Here is a 23,797-nt window from a genome sequence, read left to right as displayed (position 1 = left end):
TACCTGCGCATGCCGAGTTCTGCGTCCACCGCAGAAATTCGGGCGCTAAATTCCGTCGGAGACACCGTATTCACGAAGTGAATATGGTATAATTTACACAAAGTGGACATTATACCTGCGCATGCCGAGTTCTGCGTCCACCGCAGAAAACAGCTTAAAATCACCCAGATGCTTATTTCAACAACACCCGCCAAATACATAAAGGAACTTATACCATGATTACAAAAAAGATAAATAACTTCGACCTGCAGCAAATCGCCGAATCCGGCCAATGTTTCCGCATGAACTGCCTGGAACCCGGCAGATACAAGACGGTGAGCGGCGGCCGCTATGTAGAAGTCGTCCAGGAGGGACAGACTTTCTATTTTCACTGCTCCGATGAGGATTTTCCGTTCTGGAGCCGTTACTTTGATCTTGAAACCGACTACGGCGCCATCATTTCCTCCGTCAGGAAACGCGATGTTTACCTTCAGGAGGCCGCCTGCGCGGGCAGCGGTATCCGCATTTTGAATCAGGATGTCTGGGAAATGATTATCACCTTCATTATCTCCCAGCAGCGCACCATCCCCAAGATTAGGGAGGCTGTGGAAAACTTAAGCCGTCTGTACGGGGAGGAGAGACGGGCTCTTTCAGCCTGCGGTGAAACCGTCCTTTACCACACGTTTCCCACTCCATCCCAATTAAAAAAGGCCTCCTTAGAGGACCTTCAGTCATTGAAGCTGGGCTACCGGGCCAAGTATATCCACCGCATCTGCCGCGACGCGGATGACAAAAATCTGGATCTTTCACTTCTCTCGGCAATGGATTATAAAAAAGCCATGGAATACCTGATCGGTTTCTATGGCATCGGAACTAAGGTGGCCAACTGCATCTGCCTTTTCGGACTGCACCACGTGGAGGCTTTTCCCGTGGACACCTGGATTCAGCAGATTCTAATGAACCATTATTACAGAAAAAAATATGACTCGGCTCCCAAAAAACACCTGTACGAGATGATGGTGCAGGATAACTTTGGGAAATACAAGGGGTGCGCCGGAGTAATGCAGCAATATATATTTTACTATGAACGCACAGTGTTAAATGGGCGCAGTTCCTAAATACCGCTCCTTCTCTTTACAAATTCAGCAGAACCAGAGCCAGAAGTATCATCCCGCACCCATATACCTGCCGCCTCGTCATCTTATCCTTCAAAACCAGAACGCTCACAAAGCAGACAATCAGGATTGTACCCACGCTGAAGCAAGGGTAGGCAAGGTACGCGGGCAGCCTGGTGACCGCTGCCAAAAGCAGGGAGGTTGAAAAATAGTTGGGGATTCCGACAAAGATGCCGCTGATAAAATCCACCGCCTTCAGTCTCTTCTTCTCCCGGATTACCTCACGGAGCATTGGAATCAGGCACAGAAGCAGGGCGGTCAAAAACGTGTAAAATAAAAACAGAGCGTCAAACCTGCGTTCCCCGATATGTTCAAATACCTTTGACATCCCGTCTCCTGCTCCGCTGAATAGAAACAGCACAAGGAGGGCCATCTTTGCAGATGCCCCTCCTTTTCCTTTTTCCAGGTTAATCACAAGAATCGCCGCCACAACGAGAGCCATCCCCGCCGTCTGAAGAACCGTCGGCCTCTCGTTCAAAAAGAGAATACTGGCTGCCACGGGAATCATGATTCCCAGTTTTGCAAAGGCGGAAGACAGGACGGCTCCGTTCTTCCTGATGCTGTACTGTAAAAACAGAAGCGACCCCAGAAAGAAGATTCCATTCAGGATTCCGGCGGCCATGGCCGTCATCATCGCCGATTTCAGTCCCTGGTCCCCGGAAGATGCCGTCATCAGAAACTTCGCAGTTGGAATGATCTGTTTCTCCGGGAGCATCAGGAACGCAACCGCGGTGCAGGTCACGTAGTTTCCCATCAGGATTGCATATTTATTGCTGCTGTACTCTTCGCTCAGGCGCAGCGCCACAGCCATGGATGCGCTGCAGAGTACTGCCAGTATCAGATAAATCATTTATAATAAATCCCCTGTCTCTCTGAATCTTCTGTAATGCTGGCTTTCTTTCGCCCTTTCAAGGGTTTCAAGCATTTCAGGAATATCTTCGTTCATATTCCCGGCCAAAACGACATAGTTGGACGCATGGTTGGTACGGAACACGGTTCCCGGAGAATCCACATTTTCCAGGAATATCTTCATCTCATCCATAATCTCATCCGCCGTGATGCGCTCAAAGCGCCCCTCCACGACATCGTCGTACATCGGTGTGCCCTCGTAGAGACGGAGCGTCAGGAAAGAAGCGAATTCCGGATTCATCTCGGAAATGAGCTTTGCACAGGAAAGCGCGTGCTCTTTTACCTTTTTCCGGCCACCAAGACCCGAAATAAGCGTTACCGAGGTGGCGATTCCGCACCGTTTTAATTTCTGTCCCGCATCAATTACCTCCCGGGCCGTCACTCCCTTGTGGATGTATTCGAGAATTTCATCGTCTCCCGTCTCGGCGCCGACATAGACAATGCCAAGGCCGGCTTCCTTAAGCTGTCTCAGTTCATCCTCGGATTTTCGAAGAATATCCTGCGCCGTTCCATAGGAGGCAACTCTTGTCACATTGGGGAACAGGCGTCTGACTGCATCCAGTATCGTAAGCAGATCTTCCGTCTTCATAATCAGGGCGTCCCCGTCGGCAAGAAAAACTTTCTTTACATAGGCCGCATAGGCGTCATGGGCCTCCTGAAGGTCCGCCATGATCTCATCCATCTTGCGGACGCGGAACTGTTTTTCCTTGTACATATTGCAGAATGTACAGGTATTGTGCGCACAGCCGATCGTCACCTGGACAATCAGGCTCCTGGCCTCACTCGGTGGTCTGTATACAACGCCTTCATATATCATAATTCCATCACTCCTTATCCATTACTGTCCGGTAACGATTCCGTACCCGTCATTTCCGTTCATATTCGATTGCTGCATTTTCTTCGTCCGTATTTCTTCTCTCACATTTTACTTACCCGTATTTTGCCCATCTGCATTGTCCTCATCTGCATTGCCACCATCTGCATTGCCATCATCCGCATTGCCACCATCTGCATCTTCCTCCTCCGGAATCCATTCCGGAAAGTCTTTTCCTGCGGTGAGGCTCAGGGAATTGTGATCTTTTTTCGTGTCTCTTAGTATCGCGCTGAGGCGGTCAAACCATTTACTGGATCCCAGATAGCGTTCCCAGTAAAAATAAGTTCTGCTGTTCTTCACTTTGGACGCGCTGATCGGAGTTCCCGAGCAGTAGGCGCTGTTCAGAGTGCCGTAAAGCTCCGCCATCTCCAGTTTTCGCTCCTCGGGTATGGTTTCCAGCCCCTTAAAGGTCTGGTTGCTGATTGTCTCTATCAAAAACCGGCTGCTGTATTCTTTAAAATTGAGCAGGTTCGGATCTTCCTCCTGATAGCGCTCCGCCCAGCCGGAGATATCCACTTCTTTTGTATGATAACGGAAACTGCCGTCTTCTGTCCAGTTAATAATTCCATACTGGCAGGGCGGAATGGCAAGGGAAGAGGAAACAATCTCATAAATTCCGTATTTTCCCTCGTCCAGCGGACTTTCCACATTCTTTTTCACTCTCTGCAGGTGAAGATGGCCGCTTATGTAGACAGGAAGCTTATATTCTTCCAGAAGCCGTACGACATCCCTGTAGTTTTCCAGCGTACACTCCTCCGGATAGAGGGTGCTCTCCTTCAGCAGGTTATGATGGGCCACGGGGATTACCATGGCCCCGGCCTCCTTTGCCGCCTCAAGCTGCTCCCTCATCCAGACAAGGGTCGTATCCTTAATTCTGCCTCCCGTCTCATGGACGGGTTCGTAGATGCATGAATCCAGCATCATCATCCAGTAATGTTCATCCAGCCTGTAAAGGTAACTCAAAGAATCTTTATCCCTGGATGACGCCTGATCATAGCCAAACTCATGGTAAATATCGTAAAAGCCCTTGGCATCGACGCCCTCGGCCGTTTCTTTCTTATCGTCAAAATAGGTGGCTGCCCATGGGTGGTTGATATCGTGGTTGCCCGGTATGACAAGCACCGGGATTCCAGCATCCTGCACCCTCTTGAGCTTTTTCGCCAGCTCCTGGTGGTTCACCTTCTCACCGTTCTGGGAAATATCCCCGCTCAGGATCAGGACGGACGGTTTCTGCTTCAGGACCTCTTCCAAAAAAGCATCGGCAATCACATCCAGATACGGCACCACCGTTCCGTCGTTCCATTCCGTGTAGGTATCCAGGGATTCCCTGAAATCCGTCATTTTAGGAGACTGGTAGTGTAAATCCGAGGCAACAATCATCGTAGGCGGACGGTACGGCTCTTCCTCCGCCTCCGTCTCCTGACCGGCCGTATCTCCTCCGGAGGGACGCCCCTTTTTTCTTCCGGCGCCGGTCCCACGGTGTTCCGAATCCGCCCCGGCCTCCATACTCTCCGGCGTTTCTCCGGTTTCCGCGCTCTCCTTTTCGCCTGCCGTATTTTCCGTACTATCTTCTATCTGCTCTCCGCTGCTTCCGTATATGGTGTGTTCTTCCCCTTTTTTACCGAAATCGGGTACAAACTTTACCACCAGTACGAGAACCGCAAGAAGCAGTAACAGTTCTGCCGCATAGACGAGCAGAGACATCTTTCTCCATTTTCTCATTCTGTATTAAGTCCTCTGTGCCAGTCTTTTTCTGATGTCACTCTCTCTGTCCTCAAACAGGAGATTTTTATTGTATTCATAATAACGCTCACATCTATTTTCCCTTAAAAAATTCACACTGTAATAATTTGTATTCAGCTCCGTCACAAAAATGACCATCTCCTGGCCCGCGGCGAAGGCTGCCTCCATAAAATCAAAGCCGTGTTCCAGCATTGTAAGGGCCTTCTCCGACATCGTGTCGTATTCGCGTGCTTCTTCCCCGAACAGCTCCCGGACTTTTGCAAAACCGGCTTCAGGGGAAACGATATGCTCTTTTTCCAGTGTCAGTGCGTAGTCCTGCAGTTTATCCGCTGCGTCCCGGTTAAGATGCTCTTCTCTTCTGCTGATTAATCCTGCCTTATGCCTCTTTTCCAGGTCGGAAACCATCTCCGCAGCCAGATTTTCAAGCAGCCCCGCGGCGCTCTCCGTCGTCTTTGTTTCCACAGTCTTTGTTTCTACCGTCTTTGCTTCTACTGTCTTTGCTTCTACTGTCTTTGCTTCCACCGTCTTTGTTCCCGCCTCTGTTACCGGTGTTTCATCGGCCATCTGCCTAAACATACCCAGTTCTTCTCTCAGAATCTCCAGATACCGTCCCTTCAGGTAAATATCCCTGAACCTCCCGTTTAAATGGGACAGGACGAGGCTCACAACACTGAATCTCTCATCAAAAGGCGCGGCCGCCACACGGCGCACCATCTCCGTATCCGGTTCACCGGAAAGGATCCGTTCGATCTGATAATCTGTTTTATACTTGCTGTAAAGCTCCAGGTAATTGGCGAAATCCTTTGCTATACCCGGATGTTCAATATACTGATATATGACGTCCCTGTCAACCGTTTTTCCGAGTTTTTCATATATTTCCAGAAAACGGGCGAGATCTTCCCAGCCCCGCGGCGTCGCAAAGCGTTTGCCGTCCACGGTTGTTTCTATCCTGTAAAAATGTTCGGGCCTGGCTTCCAGATAAGCGGTTACCGCCGGATGGATATCGGTCATAACCGCATATTCCTTCCAAACTTTGTAATCCGCCTCCACATCGATTTTCTTAATCCGGTCCAGGGTCGCAATATCAAACTCCCTGACGGATTTATTATACTCCGGCGGGTTTCCGGCCGTCACAATGATCCAGCCGTCGGGAATCCTGTGGTTCCCAAATGTCTTGCACTGCAGAAACTGGAGCATCATCGGCGCCAGCGTCTCGGACACACAGTTGATCTCGTCGATAAAAAGAATCCCTTCCTTAAGTCCCGTCTCCTCCATCCTGTCGTAAATAGAGGCCACGATCTCACTCATCGTGTACTCCGTCACGGAGCATGGCCGTCCGGCGTATTCTTTCTCCACAATATAAGGTAGGCCGATGGCGCTCTGCCTTGTATGGTGCGTAATGGTATAGGAAACCAGTCCCACCTGGCATTCCCTGGCAATCTGCTCCATAATCTGTGTTTTTCCGATTCCGGGAGGTCCCATTAAAAGAACCGGCCTCTGGCGGACGGCAGGGAGCAGATACTCCCCGCGGCCATCCTTCAAAAGATACGCTTCGATGCAGTTTTTAATTTCTTGCTTTGCCCGCTTGATATTCATGTCACATCACCTGTTTTTCGGTCTATTTGTCTTTCCTGTCATGTCTTCTACTTCGAGTTTAAAAACGGCTGTTTTTTCCACAACCCTGGCGTCAAATTCAAATGCCCCGCTCTCTCTGTCATACTGGCGCATGATCAGATTCAGCGCCTCATACTTTTCTTCCATATCTTCAACAACGGACGCTCTTCCCGTGCCGCAAACGCTCTCATATAGCATTGTCGTCTTGCAGGCAGGCTCTTTTAAGACCAGTTCCTCCTCCGCATACATGGAGAATGCGGTTCTGTTATCGCATTTGATCCGGTCAAACTTGGTGCCTTCCCCGGCTCCGTGGAAATAGAAAACAGTTTTTCCGTCCTTAACGCCAACTCCAAAGTTGATGGGAATCACATAGGGATAGTCCTCTCCGGAAAATGCGAGGCTGCACACACGGCATCTCTTTATTATTTCCATAATTTCATTTTGATTCTCAATTCCCCTGTCTTTTCTTCTCATTGTTCGTTTCTCCTTTCATCCTGAATGTCACCGGTGCAGGCGGAGGTCCTTATCAATCCAGGTCTTCCCCTTCATTCTCAAACTCTTCCGGGTCCAGAATCAGCTTGATCGCCCAGGGCGGAACATCCGCGTCGCTGTAGTCATCCCGCATAAATACAAATGCCGTATCATAGGCCGGCCTGTGGACCGGAAACATCCCGTAACCGTCCGTAAAATAGATGAGGCCCTTAAGCCCGGTAAATACCTTTTTCTGCACCAGAGAGTCCACATACTGGAACGCAGGCCTGAAATCGGTGCCTCCGCCTCCGGCAATCTCCATATGCTCCATATAATCCTTAAGCTCCAGGGCCAATTCGATTTTCCGGTCACTCTGAATCTTTTCATCACATTGTATCACATGTACGTTCACCTTTGTAAAAAAACTTTCCGCTTCCGAGAGCACGGCATATGTCTGTTCCAGAAACTGTTTTACAAGCTCGCCGGAGCATGACATGGAAGTATCGATCACAATGGCGAATTCCTCGATCTTTTTTACCTCCTTTGTCTCCAGAGGTTCAATCAGAGGCATATTTCCATAGGTTCTCAGTCCGTAATCATAGTAAATGTAATCGAAAGCGTCGGTGTCGATCTGAACCGTCTCCTTCATCACCGAAAATTTCCTTAAGAATTCCCTGTAATCATACCGCTCCCGGTTCTCGATCTTCACCTGGCGGGACAGCTCCCCGGCCTCCTCCGACGCCTTTTTGGAAAAGGATTCCATCTCCGTCTCCATTGATTCGCGCAGATTATCCCACTTGTTCTTTCTCTCCCGGGGCATCTCCGGTCTGTCATTTTTATCATTCCAGCGGGAGTGATCATCCCTGTAAAATTCTGCCATAAGCGAAAGATACCGCCCCTCCGGCAGATTTTCTTCCTGGAGGCAGCGGTAAATACTCTGGGCATTCATAACCTTTGTTTTCTCTTTCAGACGCAGATAACACTCTCTCCTCACGGGAGACTGAGGGCGGTGGAGGCACTTTATCTCCATCCCATCTATCATATATTCCACGGCAATATCACATGCCAGGTTCCACAGTTCTTCGGCCCTCTTTCCTCTTGTGTCCATATGGACAAAGATACAGTGGAGGATGGAGTGGAAATACAGCCGGTTTACATAAACACGCCCGTCCATATATTTTCCCGCCAGAAACTCGGGCTGGTACGTATAGCAAAAGCCGTCCGTCCCTGCCCCCCTGGCGGTAAAATCCGGTACAAACATAAGGGAACTGAGCGCCGCGTCCATAAAACGCAGATGCAGGTATAGCTCGTTTCTCGTATTTATCAGTATATCACGGCAGATAGCAGCAAGCTCTTCGGCCTTTTCCTGTTCAAATACCACCGGCGTTTTTCGTTCCATTGCGCTTCTCCTGATTCTTCTTTTCCTGGTTTATCTTTTCCTGGCTTTTCTTTTCCTGGTTTTCTTTTTCCCTGGCTTCCCTTACCTTCTGGAACCCCTCGTCGCCTACGGCCACGCGGATAAATTCTTCCATCGTTTTGGTCAGGTATTTGTTGCGCTTCTTGTAAAAATAGACCTGTCTGACGGAAAGTGATTCATCCATCTTATAATAACACAGGGGGACCTCATAGGACAGGCTGGCTACGAGGCCGTCGGGAATAAAGGTTGCCCCGATTCCCTTTCCCGCCATATTAAATGCCGATACGACCTGATCCGGCTTCAGAATGATATTCGGCGTATAGTTCTGGCGGCTGCACATCTTCACGCCCCGCTTATAGATGCTGTTCTCTTCCTTGACGAAAATAAACGGCGCATTCTTAAGCAGAGGAAGAGGCAGTGCAGGAAATTCCTCGTCACTGTGACGTTTTGCCGTAATATCGGCTGCGGTAAGCTGATACTCCATCAGCTCCCTGTTAATCTCAAATTCCCTGGGGACGGCCAGAATAATCCGCTCCGTATTATAATAATATTTTTCGTAATTTTTATCATCCAGTTCCGAATTGTCGATAATCAGATCGAGTTCCTCTCCCATCAGCTTATCGGTAAGCTGGGAAGTTGTTCCTTCGATCAGTTCAATCTTAATCTGAGGGTATTTTCTGGAAAATTCACCGAGCAGGCCCGGCAGGATAAAGGAGGTGAAGAAGATGGTTCCTCCGATTGCCAGTTTTCCGGTCAGAAGGCCGTTCAGGTTATTCAGTTGGTTAATTGTATTCTGCTCCAGGGCAAATAACTTTTCAATGGCATCGATGTACACCTCGCCGCTGGGAGTGAGACCAATAGGTGAAGTGCTCCTGTCGAAGATCGGACTGCCGATCTTTTTCTCCACCTTCTTAATCGCCGTACTTAACGCAGGCTGGGTGATATACAGCTTTTGCGCCGCTTTTGAAAAGCTTTTCTCTTCGTATACCGCATATACGTATTCTTTACCGTCGAACATCTTTCCTCCTGTTTTTCCGCTCTGTTTTGATTGGTTTCCCGGTTCCGCCCTCTATAACGAAAAATTAATAACTATTATTTTATTATATAAATTTGATTATATACGAACCATGTTATATAATCAAGTTAAAGAACAAAAATGATACATTTTTTTCGGCTTTATAACTCAAATTTTTTCCTCTCAGGAGGATAGGCCCGGTAAGAGGCGTTCATAAGAAAACTTATGACATCCGTACGGCCGGCCCGGTTTGAGGCATGAATCAGTTTATCAAAGCCGGTTTTCCCCAAAGCCGGTTTCTTTATATCGGAATATTCCTCGCGAGCACGCACTGCATAACCCTCGTTCCCCAAACAACCCGCAGTCGCGTGCTCAACCTTTATCTTTTTTTCATCATTTTCCCCTTCAGACGGTAAAAATTCACCGACAAACCACTTCCATTCGTCCATGCTGTCCTTTTTCAGAAGACAGGCTGCCGCCTCTTCGGGATGAAGGATCAGGTATTCCCGGTACATCAGAGAGGCTTTTTCCGTCAGTTCCAATGGAAAACGGAGACGTCCCATTGCAAGGGCCGCCGCTCTCGCGGGCGGTTCCTGGATCTTTGCATGGATAAACAGACTGTCATATTCACGGAACTTAAACTCCGTCCCGTCGAACGCGTAACGGTAACGGTGCCCGCACCCGTGCACATGGGTTTCCAGAATCCTGGCCGGCGTGTTCTCCACCGCCTCCTCATAAAATACAGGGAAAAAGAGACTGGCGCGCCCCGTGCACCCAAGCTGCCCGTCCGCGTCTTTCTCAAGCTGCCTGTAATCTACGGTCAGTGATTCATTCAGCTCCGTCAGAACCTCTTTCAGGCACGAGCGTTCCCCCTTCACAACACCGATTTCCAGCTCCTCGATCTTCCGGCAGCCGTTAAAGGCCCCGGCCCCGATGTCTGAAATTGTGGAATACATCGAAAGCTTTTTAAGGCCGTAACAGTTATAGAATGCATAACGGCCGATTTTGCGTATACCGGAAGGGAGACTGATTTCCTTAAGGCGCTCACCGCAGGCTGCCTGAAGTTCGGCCGTATCGATACCCGCGCGTCCTCCACTGCCGCCTGAACCGGCTGCAGTGACACTTCCCGGCAGTCCGTCTGATCCGGCTCCTGCCTCTCTTCCCGGCAGTCCGTCTGCCCCGTTTCCCGGCTCCTCATCCTCCTCCCACAGTTTCCCTGCGGGCGTTCCGCGCATATCCCCGGAAAAGATGTAATCTCCCAATTCCGTCACCTTCCTGCCGGAAATAGTTTCAGGGAGCACAATCTGGCTGCACTCCCCGTAACATCTGAGTATTTTGACGGAATCTCCGTTTTCTTCATAAAGGCATTTCAGTCCCATTCTTATATTCTCCGTTCCAGGAAGGCAATCACTCCTTCCAGTGTTACCGGCTTCGCCGCCAGCTTCAGTAAAAGCTCCTGCGTGGGCTGCATCAGATCCGGCACCATGACCGGAATGAATCCTCCGTCTATGGCCGCCCTGATTCCGTTGAAGCTGTCCTCCAGGACAACGCATTCCGACGGAGGAACTCCCGCCGCGTCGGCCGCTCTCAGGAAAATCTCGGGATCCGGTTTCGCGTGTTCCACCATATCCCCGCAGATAAAGCCGTCGAAATAATCCTTCACCCCGGCCGACTCCACATACCGCAGCGCCCTGCTGCTCTCGGTGGACGTGGTCAGCCAGATCTTATAATGATGTTTCTTAAGCCATTCAAGAAGTGTATAAAGTCCCGGTTTGACCGGTATCTCATGCGTATCCAGATAGTGGATAAGAAGCTCTCTCTTCCGTCTTCGTATCCCCTTAAAATCCGTATGTTCACCGTGACAGCGGTAGAACAGCCGCTCCATCTCCTGGCTGCGGCTGCCGCGGCTGTAGATCAGGAACTCCTCGCTGATGGCGACTCCCGCCTCGGCTCCGGCCTGTTTCCAGAAATCCGACGCCAGGCATTCCGTGTCAAACATCAGCCCATCCATATCAAAAAGTACCGCTTTTACCTGCGCCATCTTCCCGTCCTCCGTTCAGAACCCACTCCTTCAGTTCATCCCCATCATACTTAAGCTTCAGCGAGAAAAAGTCGTCTCTCTCCAGAAGGAGCCTGTGGAAGATTTTGTCTCCCTCCCAAAGGTTCAGTTTAAGTACATCTTCTTTCTTTACCCACTCAAGCGTACCCTCATCGCACGCCTTAAGTTCTCCGGTAAAACCGTCGGCCGTGAACAGGCAGATATATTCCGTCGGCCACCCTTCTGCGATGAAGGTCAGGATTCCCCTGAATTTCCATGAGGTCAGGGTCAGGCCCGTCTCCTCCTTCGCTTCGCGCAGAATACACTCCTCCGGACTCTCATCCTTTTCAAAATGGCCGCCTACGCCGATCCATTTATCCTTATTGACATCCTTCTCTTTTTTTACACGGTGCAGCATCAAATAGCAGCCGTCTTTTTCAATATAACAGAGCGTAGTCAGCTCCGATTTCCTTTTTTCCTGCATAATTACTTCCGTCCTTTTTCTGCTGTAATCCGCCCTGCGGGGACAGCAGCTTAATAATGAACCGTGAGATGTGAAAAATCCTTCGCCTCATCCTCCAGGATATTCCTCAGGAAGTCACTTAAGTCGCTGACATAGTCAATCTCATTCCAATACTGGTATGCCTTCTCATTCTTAACCTGATCCGCGATCTCAAACATTCTGCCGCCATAGTAATAAACACAGAGCCTTGCATAGAATCTGGCCATCTCGTCTATCTTCTCATCGCTGAAGAACAGTTTGCGCTCCAGCGTATGTTTTCTGAGATCCAGGACCGCATTCCTGTATGTAACCTGGTTTAAAAAGTTTTCACTGAAAGTTTTAAAATCCGACAAATCCCGGTTTTTATAGGAATTTCTCTTTGCCCAGCCGTCCACATCCACCGATTTTGCATCATACTGGATGTCGCCGCTGTTCCAGATTTTCATCACGCCGTACTGGCACGGGGCCATCACAAGGGACCCGGTCACTATCTCACTGATTCCGCTGTCCTCATCCTCTTTATAATGCTGCAGATGAAGATGGCCGCTGAGATGGAGGCGCACATCGTAATCATAGAGCATGCTTACCAGCTCTTCATTGTGCTCTATCGTACAGTTGTCATAGAATTCACGGCTCACACCGCTCTGATCAAACAGGTTATGGTGGCTCACCGTAATGACCTGAGCGCCTTCCTCCCAGGCGGCCTCCAACTGCTTTTCCATCCATTCATATGTCTCCCTGCGGATCATTCCGCCGACCTGGTTGACCGGATCGTACTGGCAGGAATCCAGCATCAGAAGCCAATAGTAATCATCCAGCTTATACAGGTAGCTGAGGGAAGCCGGATCCCGGTTGTCCGCCGCCACATAACCATAGTCTGCGTAGATGCTGCTGAATTCATCCGCAGTAATTACATCTGTTTTCACGGTACCGTCCGAGGTGAACTTTCTTGCGTAATGATTATTAATATCATGGTTTCCCGGAATTACGGCCACCTCTATGCCATGCTTTGAAAGCACCTCCAGTTTATCGGCCAGCTCCTCATGGCTCTCCTTCTCTCCATTCAGCGTCAGGTCTCCGGTGAGGATGACCAAATCCGGATCCTCCTCGATTACATCGTCGAGGAATGCATCGAGAATCTCCCAGCCGTACTGTAGTACACGGCCGTCGCTCGATTCCACGGCCGTCATAAAGCTCTGGCATCTGTTTCCGGCCAGTTTTTCCGCCAAATAATGAAGGTCGGTTGCAACAATCACCTTCTGCTGCACAAAAGTATCGCCGTCTCCGGGCAGGGTCTCTTTCGTCTCCTCTTCCCGGCTCCCGGCCTCTGTTTCCTCATGTTCCCAAGACTCAAAACTTTCCGTCTCTTCCTGAGACTCTTCCGTCGTCTTCTCTGCTTCCGCGCCCGACGGTTCCTGGACACTTCCGCTCTCCTCCGATACGGAAGGCGTGTCCGAAGTCCGTGAGCCGCAGCCTGCCGCCGTTCCGGCAACACACAGGGCAGCCAGGACAGCCATCCATTTTCTGTATTTCATCGTCTTGTCCTTTTCCTTTCGTGAATCGTAACGGCAGGTCTACAGCACATAACTGTGGTCAATCTCGATCACCGCGTAATAGTTTTCCCACTTTTCACGGACTCTTCTTGTGATTTCATCGGTCACCTCCCGATCCGACAGCTTTAACTGGAACGGAACCACCACGTCGAAAATCAGGTTCGTATGGGTGGGACCCTTGACCATCCTGAAATCGTGGATGGATAAGTCCCCGTTTATTTCTTTAACCAGCTCCGCCACACACTGTTTGACGCTTTTTACCTCATCGTCGTTGGTGGCAATAGGATCCATATGGATTACGGCGTCGCAGCCCAGCTTCTCTTTTAACTCTTTTTCCGCCTGGTCTATTACATCGTGAAGTTCAAAAATATTTCCGTCTCCCGGAACCTCGCCGTGGAAGGAAATCATCAGCCTGCCCGGGCCGTAATCGTGCACCACCAGATCGTGGATTCCCACGATCTCGCTGTGGGACAGCGCAATGTCCCGGATCTGGTTAATCAGCTCCTCCTCCGGCGGCTGGCCGAGCAGCGGACTCAGCGTATCCTTTGCCGCGCTGTAGCCTGCATAGAGGATGAACAGAGCCACCATGGCTCCGCACCAGCCATCCACATTCACGCCGGTAAATTTGAGCACCAGCATAGCCAGGAGCACGACGGAGGTAGCCACCGCGTCGCTCAGGCTGTCCGTGGCCGTCGCCTTCATCGCGGCGGAGTCTATCTTCCTGCCGATAAACCGGTTATAGCCGCACATATAAAGCTTCACGCACACGGAAACCACCAGAATCACGATTGCCGTCAGATTCATCTCGACAGGGGAAGGTGACAGGATTTTGGAAACAGACGATTTGGCCAGCTCCACGCCCATCAGGATGATTGCAGCCGAGACGGCGAGTCCCGATATGTACTCAATCCTCCCATGGCCGAAGGGGTGCTCGGCGTCCGGCTTCATTCCCGCAAACTTGAACCCAATCAGTGTGATGAGGGAGGATCCCGCATCCGAAAGGTTATTAAAGGCATCGGCCATAATGGCGATGGAACCGCTCAAAACGCCCGCCAGATATTTTCCGATAAACAGGCAGATATTGAGCCCGATACCCACGGAACTGCAAAGCGAGCCGTACATACGTCTCACCGCGGGGTCTTTTATGTTATCGGAATCCTTTATAAATCGTTTAATCAGAAATTTAATCATTGCTCAACCTCGTTCTTTAAAAATACGAACCGGCTCCCATCGGACAATTCCGGTGCATAGGAAAAACCGAGGCGGTCAAACTGTTTCACCGTCTCAAATCCCATGGCATTCTGTTCTGCCAGAAAGCGGACCATCTCACCTCTGGCCATCTTTGCCTCCGTCGCCTTCACTTTAACCTTCCCGGCTTTCATGGTTCCGAATATACAGGTGGCAAACTCATCCTCCGGCTTCAGCCACGGTTCCACGGCGCTGCTGTACTCTTTCGACGCCAGATTGAGGACTTTCACGCGTCCCGCGCCCTTCTCCGCGCGGTACAGCTCCCTGTAAAGCTCATCCTTCCAGTAGCCGTAAAGGTCCTTTGCTCCCCCCGCCGGGAGTTTTGCCTGCATCTCCAGGCGGTACGGCACAACCGCGTCGTCGGCCCTCAGAATGCCGTAAAAACCGCTCAGGATACGCAGATGACGGCATATGTACTCCCACTGGGCCTCGGAAAATATCTGAGGCGCCATATACTGATACTGGATTCCCACATAGGAGAGCGCCGCCGGCGTCATATTCCTTCTCAGGTCCATATCACGGTAGCGAAGATAGTTCTGATGGGTGATTGCGTCATTAGCCGCAAACAGTTTCTTAAGCTCAGGCTCCGTAAAGGACTGCAGCTTCTCTTTCAGCGCCTCCGTCTTCTCTATCAGCACAGGCATATTTTTCCAGGGCAGCTCATCCGCCTTAACCTGCATTTTCTTTGCCGGAGATATAATAATGCGAAGCTCTGCAGCCAGAGCTTCTTTTTCTCTCTTTGTCATCTTTTTAATTGCCGCCTCCCGCTTCATGGCTTCCTCTTTTGTTTCCCAGGCCTCATAATAGGCCAGCGTGACCGGCCGCCTGCTCTTCGTATATTTGGCACCTTTTCCCGCGTTATGCGTCTTCAGCCGCTCCTCCAGATGGTTTGTCCACCCGCAGTAGAGCGACGAATCGGAACATCGCAGAAGGTATGTGTAATTCATCGTCTTCCTCCAAGGGGGTATGTAAACGGTAACAACACCTTGCAATGTGCCGTTACCGTCCAAAGCCCCGGGGTGCCTTTCGGCAGTTCCACATTAGAGCCTTGTATCTATCTAAAGCATCGGCCGGATGCGCTACTCTCTTCCTCTGCTTTGGCTATAATCTATTATATGGATTTTCTCCTGAAATGCAACTTTCATTCCGGCATTTTTTTCCGGCTGTCAAAATAGAGGAAGTTGTCAATGCTGTCCAGGATGTCGGAAAACTCCTCCCTGGGAGCCAGTTCGATATACTGTTTCAGCGTCTGTTTTTCCTTCTTCTTATAGCGTCCGTAGAAAATGTCGTAGAGGTTGTGGCCTCTCATATGAATTTTAAAAAGCTCCATATTATTTTTTAAGTCTTCTTCCGATTCCGGAGTCCGTCCCAGCGCACTGACAAACTTTCTGCCCGAACGAAGCCGACCGAGATATTCTGTCCACTTCTGCCAAAGAATATGATAAAAATCTTCCTCTGATTTCACGATTCCGATCTTTGCCATGATTTCCGGATTAAGGAAGTAATTTTCAAAGGAATAATATTTAAGAATCAGGACGTTTTTCCGTCTTACCCTCGGCAGGCGGTCCACATCCCTCAGGTTCTGCTCGTCATAATAACGGCACAGTTCTCCGGCCAGCTCCTCCGGATCCTTTCCGTCCCCGTCCCGGATCATCAGGAACTGATCTTTTAAATAAACCTGGTTCATATATTTTAAATTGGCATAAGTCTTAATATTGGTACAGCTGTTTGTCGTTATGATGGCAATCCTCGAAAGGTTCCCCTCCCTGTCGTGAACCTCGGAATAGTATTTTTCCAAAAGCAGCGGAAGGCGGCTCTTATCCTGTTTCCCCTCCACGATAAAGACAAAGTCCACATTCAGCGCATCGGCCGCCCCGTATCCGAGATCATCCAGGATTTCCCCGATGTCCGTATTGTGCCGGAGCACGGAGTAATACTCGCGATCCAGCACCACCTGCCGGATCTGGCCGTTGGTGAAATTCAGCAGCAACTGGGGAGAATGGGTACTGAACACGACCTGATTTTTCTTGGACAGCCTGTAAAGTATTTCACTCGATACCTTCTGGAGCTGCGGGTGCAGAAACAGTTCGGGATATTCCACAATGACAATGCTCGGTATCCGGTTCTCACCCTCGATATAAGTCTCCAGCAGGGACAGCATATAAATGCTGCGCATACCTTTTCCCATATGTTCAACCGTATCCACCTCGCCGCGCTCGCTGTTGTAGGTTTTCACCTCAATCTGGAACAGCCGGTCGATATCACAGCGCAGTTCATAGAGGATATCGTCGTATCCTCCGTTTTTGTGGAAATTGTCATTAATCCGCTCCACGAGATCTCCCATATTGGACTGGTAGAGCTTATATTCAAGAAGTTTTCTCGTCTCGGCGGCATCGAGTTCCTCGGGTTTCTTCTTATTAATCAGGCCAATGCACTGGAAACAGTGCCTGCATTCCTTGGCTCCGTCGAACAGGCAGCGGCCGGAGCGGAGCTGGTTCATCATCCTGTTGTCCTGGAACAGCAGAAGGTCGTTCTGAAACATCTGCAAATCTCTTGCCGTGTTGATATAGTGGAGCCTCGGAAGGACTTCCCGGATGCAGGGATTATCCTTTTTAAATCCGTCCGTATACCGGACTTTCCCCTCATAATTGGCGGTGTAGGTAAATTCCAGCAAATCTCCTTGGCAGGACGGCAGTTTTCTGTAAAATTCCTTCTCCCACACCTCATAGCGCTTATAGCGGCTCACGATACCGGCCTGGTGCATCATCCTGCGGTCTTCATCCGTAATCTGCAGGGTCACTTCGATTTCCACATTCTGCTTTGCCTCATTAAAATCAGCTTTTAAAAGCTCCTCCACTCCCGCCATGACCCGGATTGCGTCCAGGACGGAGGTTTTCCCCGTATTGTTCTTTCCCACCAGAATCAGGGCGTTTTCCATGTCCCGGATCTCCATATCCCGGATCACTTTATAGTTTTTGATTCTGAGACGTACAAACTGCATGATCTGCCTCCTTTCGGCCGTTTTTCCGTTATTGTCCACGGCCCGGTGCCGTATGGACAGTAACGTTTTTCCGCTGCCGTGCAGCCTCCCAAACATATAAACAGTTATGCTTTAGTATACTCTAAGCCGGGCAGGTTCGCAATGTGCTTTGAACAGAAAAAGGCGGAGGAACCTTCCCGGTCCCTGCCGCCCGCCCGGTTTTTACCGGGAGTCCTGCTACTAAACTTCTTTTATAAGCACCAGCTTTTCCCCTGGCCGGATCTCATCCTCCGTCAAACCGTTCGTCTCCTTGATGTTTTCCACAGTGGTATGGAATTTCTTCGCAATTTTCCACAGTGAATCCCCCGGCTGCACAATGTAGCCCACAATGCCCGGCATCTGCTGAAGCTTCTTCATATCCAGCGGCTCCACCTTCACGCCCGTGACCACAGGCTCGCACACCGGCTGCAGCACCAGCAGATCGGCGGCAATCACCGCCTTCACTTCCACAGAATCCCCTCCCAGCATCACGGCCGTAAGCTGTTCAAGTCCAAGGTTCATCTGCCAGATACTGTCCGCGTTAATGCCGTCGGCCTCCGCCACACAGTGGAACGGCACAATCTCCGTCGTAGCCCCTACCGGCTCCGTGTCGTCGTCGGTCAGGTACAGAAGGCTCACTTCCAGAACACCTTCTATATGAAGTCCGTCCTCCCTCGGTTCCGCCTCATCCAGCTTCACGCTGCCGCTGCTGTGGCAGATTTGGAGAATCCGGTCCGGCTTGCTGATTTTAAGCTGCTCCGCAACCTTGCATTTGCAGATGTTCCTTGTCAGCAGACGGTCGAAACAGGCCTCCCCGCCATCCAGCATCAGTTCCCGGTTGGTGGCGTAGAGATCGCTTAAAAGCTCCACATTTTCTTCCATGTAGAGTTTCATATCCAGCTCCAGGACGGCATCGAGCTCAAAATCGCGCATTTCCCCGTCGTAGTCCGGCTTCATCTCGATTCCCCGGTGCAGGATCCTGACGCCGATGGCCGGAACCATATTCTCCTCCGCCTCCGCAAGCTCCACATCGCCCGAAAACGGGATACACTCCTCCAGCCACTGAACCGGCGTATGCTCCCCTTCCCCGGCATAGATGATAAATACCATCAGTTCCCCTTCCAGATGGATATTTCCGTCCATGGGGCGGCAGGTGACGCCTCTTAACCGCATCTCATTCCACAGGATGCTCTCGATGTTCGGCTTATTGCCCGAAACCTGGATATCCTCCTTGATCCGGTATGTATCCTTTCTCCTGACCGCAATTGCCGCCACGTCGATACTTCTCTTTAATACCTCCACCTCTTCATCATCCGTCTCAATGTCCACGGCTGCTTCCGCATCGTACAGATTCTCCACCCGCACTTCCAGAGTCACGACTGCCTTGATGCTCAGCTTTCTGGAATTGATCATACTGGTGTTCAGATCCTCAAGCGTCCAGGATACCTGGGTATAATCATGCTCATTCAGATCCGGCACATTGATCGTCTCATCGAACGGCACCTCTCCTCCCAGCGCCTGAAGCCCTCCTTCTGCTTTTCTGTACAGCACACGGAAAGCCAGTTTTCCCTTAATCAGAACCTTATCGCCCTGGGTTCTCGATGATTCAATCTGGATCTCGCCGTTATCCAGAAGGACCTGGGATACGTCGTCCATGGTGTCCGGAACGATAAAATCGTCATCCAGAGTGATCTGGGATACCGCGCTTCCTTTCTGTCTGTTCATATGTATATTTTTCTTAATCAGCTCCATCATTAATGATCGCACCTGCCCTTTCCATATCTACAACTTTATGAAAGTTTATGCGGACAGACGTGACATTATTCCAAACAACGAAAACCGCCATAACTTGAATTTCATACGGACTTATCATATAATGGACAGGACAAGGCCCGGAACGATAAAGATAAGGTGGAGAGAATATGAGTTACAGAATTATGCTGCTTTTAAAGCCGTATATCAGGCAGTATTGTGAAAAAATATTAGGTGCTTCCCAGGAAGACGTGGAATTCACCTACAGGGAATATAATGAGTTCAGCGAACTCTTCTCCATATTTCAGCAGGAAAAAACACATTATGACGGTTTCATCACCAGCGGATATATTCCCCTGATTGCAGTAAGGCGTTTTATCGGGGCAGGGGAGGAGATCCCGACGGCCTGTTTCAATATCGAGGTGGAGCATATCTATCAGCTTATGCTTAAAATGATGCTTCTGAAAGAAAAGTCCAACGTCAACCGGGTCGGGATTGATTTTCTGGAAGACGGATATACCCTCAGGCAGGCCCTGATTGAGGAAAAACTGCCCGCTATGGCCGTAAATTTTGTACAGGAACTAATCGATTATCCGGCTGAAAACATAGAGACAAAGGAGAACGAGCTGATTGAGGCGTACCGGAAAAAGCTGGAGCATAATGAGCTGGATCTGATCCTCACGCAGTTTTATACTGTATACAAGTTAGGTGAATCCTACGGAATTCCCTCTTATTATGTTAACCCAAGTGTAAATGAACTGAAGCGCACCTTTTCCTCTCTCAAACAGCAGATGGAGATAAAAAGAATAAGGGGAAATATCTCCGGCGCCATTGTGATTCTTCCAAGGGAAAAGGAGACGTGGAGCATCACAAATGAGGAGAGGGAGCAATGCCTGCTCGAACTGAAACAGGCGGTCATGGTTCTGAATAAGAAATATATGAACAGCCTGATACTTAAGGAAAGTTACAGCGGCTATGAAATTTATACCAACTCCATGCTGATAAAGGACATGACAGACAATTACAGCTCCTGCGGCATCCAGACCCTTCTGAAACATGAGATGAATTTTGACGGTGTCATCAGCTACGGTATCGGAGCCACCCTGAACCAGGCCCGTATGAATGCCTGGGAAGCGGCCGCCTACGGTAAGAAGGTCCTTGGAAAGGAACAGGGCAGTTTTCTGATGGATGAGAACGAAACGGTATATCTGCTGGATGCGTCACCGGAAGAAAAAGCCGCCCAGCCTGCGGAAACCAGCAAATACCTGCGTGAAGTGGCCAGCAGTGTCCGTCTGTCCGTCGAGACAATCTCCAAACTGTCCTCCATGATGAGGCTGGAGGGTTCCAATGAAGTCACCGCGGCCCAAATCGTAAAAAGCCTCGGAATTTCACCCCGGACGGCAAGTAAAATACTCAACAACCTCCTGCAGTACGGTTACGCTGAAATGATCGGTCAGGAAAGTCTCGGAGGAAAAGGGCGTCCGGTCAAACATTACCGGCTGAAATTCAAGGAGTAATGCCGGACTGAGCCTGTATTCCGATCATAACGGCTATTATAATAAACATCACTGGTAACAACGAAAAGTACGCTTCGCGAACTTTTCATTGCGCCTAAAAAAGAAGAAGTGTACCGCTGACGCGGCGCACTTCTTCTTTTTTACTTCTCTTCAGCACTTCTCTGCAATTTCGGACCATAATCTGCAACCATTAAAAACATTGCAAATCCTATAGGAGGTTCCCTTGCAGTTCCGTTTTCACATCCAGTGGGAGCGGACAGTGATAACTTCCTCCGTGCTCAGAGTTAAATTCATTCCCGGCGCCACAACACCGTTCTGGGGGAACGGGGTGACAATACCGGCTTAAGCCTGGTCTTTCAATTCCACATTATCGGCATTCGCCTGTCTGCGGATGGATACCGGCACGTTTTCCTCTGTGTACTCAGGGGGAGTACCTGATCTCTTCAGCAAAGCCTGTATTCTCAGGTGAACAGGGTGGGGGCCCTGCCTGTTCAGGCTTTTTCTAAAGCAAGCCGCCGATAATCCGGTACAGCGTTGGGTGCGCTATTGCCGGAATTCGTGACAGCATAACAGCCCCGGAGTTCCGGGATGATACACTCCCTAAAGCAGTTGCAGACGGCCTTTATAAGCTCCGCCGCATCCGGGCACCCCTTGAGAGGTTCCCGCTTTGTGGAACCTGCAGTCTTGTCAGGTGTAGCCCTTTTATTATTTACCATTTAATGAGTACTCACTAACAAAAGAATATCATTCGTTTTAGCAAATGTCAATCAGCAAAAGCACGATTCAAAAAGATCAGTAAAAAGTCACAAAAAAAGTTTAGGGTAAACAGATAAATGTCCTGTTATTTCACTCCCCGGATGTTAAAAATGCCAAAACAAAAACATGGAACCGAATCCGCTTATCCTCCGTATGCCCTTCCTGTAAAGTCCGCAGGAGACACATGTCTTTTCTGCTATCGATTGTCGGAGTGTCCAATTCCGTTATCAGAAAGCATACTTCTCCGCGGAATATCTTTATTGCTCTCTGTCCGCACACGTCTCATATTCTTCTAAGAAGTGATGTCTCTGCCCATTCTTCACATACCCGATACAGGCATCCAGATTGACATTTTCCACACTTTTGAAAATGTTCGTCTCGATATGCGGATTGATCCGGCGGAAACGGTTAATCAGTTCTTTCATCTCCTGCCGCTTGGACAGATGGTTTTCATCCCGTCCGGCCACTGCCTCCGCCGCTTCGGTAAACCGGCAGGCACACTGGAGAAAATGAAGGCTGTTAAAGTCCTTCCAGGCCAGTATATCAGCCTCCTTCACCAGGTAAAGAGGCCTGATAAGCTCCATTCCCTCAAAGTTGGTACTGTGGAGCTTCGGCATCATCGTATTGACCTGAGCGCCATAGAGCATGCTCATCAAAATTGTTTCTATTACATCATCGAAATGATGTCCGAGGGCAATCTTGTTGCAGCCGAGCTTCTTCGCATTGGCATACAAAAAGCCCCTCCTCATCCTGGCGCACAGGTAACAGGGGGACTGGTCCACGTCCACCACCACGTCAAAAATATCCGATTCGAAGATGGTGACCGGAATATTCATAATTCTGGCATTCTCCTCAATCATCCTGCGGTTGGCCGGATTATATCCCGGATCCATGACCAGGAAATGGAGACCGAACTTCATCTTCCCATGCCTTAAAATCTCCTGCATGCATTTGGCCAGAAGCATGGAGTCCTTTCCTCCGGAGATACAGACGGCGATATTGTCGCCCTCTTTAATCATATCGTATTCATTAAGCGCCCTGACAAAAGGGCGCCATATCTCTTTTCTGAACTGCTTGATAATACTCTTTTCTATCTCACGGCAGCGGTCCGGCGCTTTTTCTTTCTTTTGTTCCGCTGCCATGGCTGCTTCTTTTTCTGCACGCTGTACCGGTTCTGTACCTTTTACCATCTCCGTATCCTGTACTGCCGCTGCACTTTGTGTTGTCTCTTCATTCTGCATATATTGTTATTTCCTCTATTCCGTCGCGTCACTTCCGCTCCCGGGCGCTGTTTCCGCCTGAGCCGGCTGTTTATTTCCTTCCTCCAGGATTACAGCGGGAACCGGCTTTCCGGTCGCCTCCTCCAGAGCCTTTCTAAGGACTTCAACTTCTTTCTGAAGCTTTTCCATCTGATCCATCATCATACGGTTATGCTCACTGATAATGGTTTTCTGCTTCTTCTGAATCGGCACGCCGTCCTTCTTAACAGGTCGGGCCGGAATTCCCACCGCGGTGATATTCTCATCCAGTTGACGGAGCAGTACGGCATTGGCCGCGATGGAACAGTTGTCACCGACTTCAAATGAACCGAGGATTTTCGCCCCCGCTCCAACCGTCACATTATTTCCCAGCGTTGGATGCCGCTTTCCCTTCTGGGTGCCCACGCCTCCCAGCGTCACGCCCTGATAAATCGTACAGTTGTCACCGACCACCGTTGTCTCTCCGATTACCACGCCACAGCCATGGTCGATCAGAATCCCGTGTCCCAGTTGGGCTCCCGGATGTATCTCAATCAATGTAAAAAATCTTGCGAGCTGAGAAATCAGCCTGGCAACAAAAAACATGTGATGTCTGTAAAACCAGTGGGCAACCCTGTGCCAAATCAGCGCATGGACTCCCTGATATAAAAGCAGCACTTCAAGTGCATTCCTCGCCGCCGGATCCCTCTCCTTCACGGCTTTCACGTCCAGCCAGATATCCTTAAGAATCATTCTCTCCTACCTCTTTTTTCATTATGTCTTCACAAATGTCCACCAATAAGTATCTATGGGGTGAAGTATATCTTATTTTATTCTATGCTGTCAAGCAAAGTGTGATAATCAGTTGAGGAATGAGAACGCCGCCGGGACGGTCGGGGTTCGGGATGGTGAGAGGGGGGTATGAGTCTTCAGTCCCGGTTTGCAGAGTGTGGTGAGGGGGAATCCAGGAGAAAAAA

The 23,797-nt window shown here is 49.8% G+C and carries 19 protein-coding genes; 2 read left to right on the top strand and 17 right to left on the bottom strand.

The window, feature by feature from the left end; genetic code table 11:
• Positions 1-215: 215 nt before the first annotated feature.
• Positions 216-1,097: a DNA-3-methyladenine glycosylase gene (locus QZT18_RS19700; RefSeq protein WP_294150644.1), complete on the top strand. Its 882-nt coding sequence runs from the start codon at positions 216-218 to the stop codon at positions 1,095-1,097.
• 16 nt (positions 1,098-1,113) lie between these two features.
• On the opposite strand, the gene QZT18_RS19695 is transcribed toward QZT18_RS19700, so the two are convergent.
• The 15 genes from QZT18_RS19695 to QZT18_RS19620 all read right to left on the bottom strand — a co-directional run bounded on the left by QZT18_RS19695 (position 1,114) and on the right by QZT18_RS19620 (position 19,282).
• The gene (locus QZT18_RS19695; RefSeq protein ID WP_294150642.1) at positions 1,114-2,004 is read right to left on the bottom strand and encodes an EamA family transporter; all 891 of its coding nucleotides are present in this window, start codon (positions 2,002-2,004) and stop codon (positions 1,114-1,116) included.
• On the bottom strand, positions 2,005-2,880 hold the full coding sequence (locus QZT18_RS19690; protein ID WP_294150639.1) for a radical SAM protein: 876 nt from the start codon (positions 2,878-2,880) through the stop codon (positions 2,005-2,007).
• Between the two features lie 108 nt (positions 2,881-2,988).
• Complete coding sequence (locus QZT18_RS19685) at positions 2,989-4,659, bottom strand: metallophosphoesterase (RefSeq protein ID WP_294150637.1); 1,671 nt, start codon at positions 4,657-4,659, stop codon at positions 2,989-2,991.
• A 6-nt stretch (positions 4,660-4,665) separates the two neighbouring features.
• On the bottom strand, positions 4,666-6,276 hold the full coding sequence (locus tag QZT18_RS19680) for an ATP-binding protein (protein ID WP_294150635.1): 1,611 nt from the start codon (positions 6,274-6,276) through the stop codon (positions 4,666-4,668).
• 6 nt (positions 6,277-6,282) lie between these two features.
• Entirely contained in the window at positions 6,283-6,768 is a 486-nt protein-coding gene (locus QZT18_RS19675) for a pyridoxamine 5'-phosphate oxidase family protein (protein WP_294150633.1), read from the bottom strand.
• 52 nt (positions 6,769-6,820) lie between these two features.
• Complete coding sequence (locus tag QZT18_RS19670; protein WP_294150631.1) at positions 6,821-8,164, bottom strand: VWA-like domain-containing protein; 1,344 nt, start codon at positions 8,162-8,164, stop codon at positions 6,821-6,823.
• A complete protein-coding gene (locus QZT18_RS19665) occupies positions 8,136-9,200 on the bottom strand; it encodes a LysR family transcriptional regulator (RefSeq protein ID WP_294150629.1) in 1,065 nt (354 codons plus the stop codon). The genes QZT18_RS19670 and QZT18_RS19665 overlap by 29 nt, the downstream gene beginning before the upstream one ends.
• Positions 9,201-9,358: 158 nt before the next feature.
• Positions 9,359-10,576, bottom strand: a complete 1,218-nt coding sequence (locus QZT18_RS19660; RefSeq protein WP_294150627.1) for a leucine-rich repeat domain-containing protein — start codon at positions 10,574-10,576, stop codon at positions 9,359-9,361.
• Between the two features lie 2 nt (positions 10,577-10,578).
• Entirely contained in the window at positions 10,579-11,238 is a 660-nt protein-coding gene (locus QZT18_RS19655; RefSeq protein ID WP_294150625.1) for an HAD family phosphatase, read from the bottom strand.
• Positions 11,210-11,719, bottom strand: a complete 510-nt coding sequence (locus QZT18_RS19650) for an 8-oxo-dGTP diphosphatase (RefSeq protein ID WP_294150623.1) — start codon at positions 11,717-11,719, stop codon at positions 11,210-11,212. Before QZT18_RS19650 ends, QZT18_RS19655 begins: the two co-directional genes overlap by 29 nt.
• Positions 11,720-11,769: 50 nt before the next feature.
• The gene (locus QZT18_RS19645; protein ID WP_294150622.1) at positions 11,770-13,272 is read right to left on the bottom strand and encodes a metallophosphoesterase; all 1,503 of its coding nucleotides are present in this window, start codon (positions 13,270-13,272) and stop codon (positions 11,770-11,772) included.
• A 39-nt stretch (positions 13,273-13,311) separates the two neighbouring features.
• A complete protein-coding gene (locus QZT18_RS19640) occupies positions 13,312-14,481 on the bottom strand; it encodes a cation diffusion facilitator family transporter (RefSeq protein WP_294150620.1) in 1,170 nt (389 codons plus the stop codon).
• Positions 14,478-15,485: a peroxide stress protein YaaA gene (gene yaaA / locus QZT18_RS19635; protein ID WP_366925935.1), complete on the bottom strand. Its 1,008-nt coding sequence runs from the start codon at positions 15,483-15,485 to the stop codon at positions 14,478-14,480. The genes QZT18_RS19640 and yaaA overlap by 4 nt, the downstream gene beginning before the upstream one ends.
• A 194-nt stretch (positions 15,486-15,679) precedes the next feature.
• The gene (locus QZT18_RS19625) at positions 15,680-17,539 is read right to left on the bottom strand and encodes an ATP-dependent endonuclease (protein WP_294150618.1); all 1,860 of its coding nucleotides are present in this window, start codon (positions 17,537-17,539) and stop codon (positions 15,680-15,682) included.
• A gap of 219 nt (positions 17,540-17,758) precedes the next feature.
• Complete coding sequence (locus QZT18_RS19620) at positions 17,759-19,282, bottom strand: SPOCS domain-containing protein (protein WP_366925934.1); 1,524 nt, start codon at positions 19,280-19,282, stop codon at positions 17,759-17,761.
• 197 nt (positions 19,283-19,479) lie between these two features.
• Between QZT18_RS19620 and QZT18_RS19615 the strand changes: the two genes are divergently transcribed.
• On the top strand, positions 19,480-20,826 hold the full coding sequence (locus QZT18_RS19615) for a hypothetical protein (protein WP_294150614.1): 1,347 nt from the start codon (positions 19,480-19,482) through the stop codon (positions 20,824-20,826).
• Between the two features lie 1,013 nt (positions 20,827-21,839).
• Here the strand turns inward: QZT18_RS19615 and QZT18_RS19610 are convergent.
• Positions 21,840-22,724 carry an ATP-binding protein gene (locus QZT18_RS19610; RefSeq protein WP_294150646.1) on the bottom strand — a complete coding sequence of 295 codons (885 nt, stop codon included), beginning with the start codon at positions 22,722-22,724 and terminating at the stop codon, positions 21,840-21,842.
• Positions 22,725-22,838: 114 nt separating this feature from the next.
• A complete protein-coding gene (gene cysE / locus QZT18_RS19605; protein ID WP_294150612.1) occupies positions 22,839-23,573 on the bottom strand; it encodes a serine O-acetyltransferase in 735 nt (244 codons plus the stop codon).
• Between the last annotated feature and the right edge of the window lie 224 nt (positions 23,574-23,797).

Source organism: uncultured Clostridium sp., assembly GCF_900547735.1.
In the GTDB taxonomy this organism is placed as follows: domain Bacteria; phylum Bacillota; class Clostridia; order Lachnospirales; family Lachnospiraceae; genus Otoolea.
Note: the sequence above shows the minus strand (reverse complement) of the source record. Positions and strands in the feature narration are given on the sequence as shown.

Excerpts from the sequence above, each read along its gene's own strand:
- QZT18_RS19700 (WP_294150644.1), top strand. The coding sequence starts at position 216 with ATGATTACAAAAAAGATAAATAACTTCGACCTGCAGCAAATCGCCGAA.
- QZT18_RS19695 (WP_294150642.1), bottom strand. The coding sequence starts at position 2,004 with ATGATTTATCTGATACTGGCAGTACTCTGCAGCGCATCCATGGCTGTG.
- QZT18_RS19690 (WP_294150639.1), bottom strand. The coding sequence starts at position 2,880 with ATGATATATGAAGGCGTTGTATACAGACCACCGAGTGAGGCCAGGAGC.
- QZT18_RS19685 (WP_294150637.1), bottom strand. The coding sequence starts at position 4,659 with ATGAGAAAATGGAGAAAGATGTCTCTGCTCGTCTATGCGGCAGAACTG.
- QZT18_RS19680 (WP_294150635.1), bottom strand. The coding sequence starts at position 6,276 with ATGAATATCAAGCGGGCAAAGCAAGAAATTAAAAACTGCATCGAAGCG.
- QZT18_RS19675 (WP_294150633.1), bottom strand. The coding sequence starts at position 6,768 with ATGAGAAGAAAAGACAGGGGAATTGAGAATCAAAATGAAATTATGGAA.
- QZT18_RS19670 (WP_294150631.1), bottom strand. The coding sequence starts at position 8,164 with ATGGAACGAAAAACGCCGGTGGTATTTGAACAGGAAAAGGCCGAAGAG.
- QZT18_RS19665 (WP_294150629.1), bottom strand. The coding sequence starts at position 9,200 with ATGTTCGACGGTAAAGAATACGTATATGCGGTATACGAAGAGAAAAGC.
- QZT18_RS19660 (WP_294150627.1), bottom strand. The coding sequence starts at position 10,576 with ATGGGACTGAAATGCCTTTATGAAGAAAACGGAGATTCCGTCAAAATA.
- QZT18_RS19655 (WP_294150625.1), bottom strand. The coding sequence starts at position 11,238 with ATGGCGCAGGTAAAAGCGGTACTTTTTGATATGGATGGGCTGATGTTT.
- QZT18_RS19650 (WP_294150623.1), bottom strand. The coding sequence starts at position 11,719 with ATGCAGGAAAAAAGGAAATCGGAGCTGACTACGCTCTGTTATATTGAA.
- QZT18_RS19645 (WP_294150622.1), bottom strand. The coding sequence starts at position 13,272 with ATGAAATACAGAAAATGGATGGCTGTCCTGGCTGCCCTGTGTGTTGCC.
- QZT18_RS19640 (WP_294150620.1), bottom strand. The coding sequence starts at position 14,481 with ATGATTAAATTTCTGATTAAACGATTTATAAAGGATTCCGATAACATA.
- yaaA (WP_366925935.1), bottom strand. The coding sequence starts at position 15,485 with ATGAATTACACATACCTTCTGCGATGTTCCGATTCGTCGCTCTACTGC.
- QZT18_RS19625 (WP_294150618.1), bottom strand. The coding sequence starts at position 17,539 with ATGCAGTTTGTACGTCTCAGAATCAAAAACTATAAAGTGATCCGGGAT.
- QZT18_RS19620 (WP_366925934.1), bottom strand. The coding sequence starts at position 19,282 with ATGAACAGACAGAAAGGAAGCGCGGTATCCCAGATCACTCTGGATGAC.
- QZT18_RS19615 (WP_294150614.1), top strand. The coding sequence starts at position 19,480 with ATGAGTTACAGAATTATGCTGCTTTTAAAGCCGTATATCAGGCAGTAT.
- QZT18_RS19610 (WP_294150646.1), bottom strand. The coding sequence starts at position 22,724 with ATGGCAGCGGAACAAAAGAAAGAAAAAGCGCCGGACCGCTGCCGTGAG.
- cysE (WP_294150612.1), bottom strand. The coding sequence starts at position 23,573 with ATGATTCTTAAGGATATCTGGCTGGACGTGAAAGCCGTGAAGGAGAGG.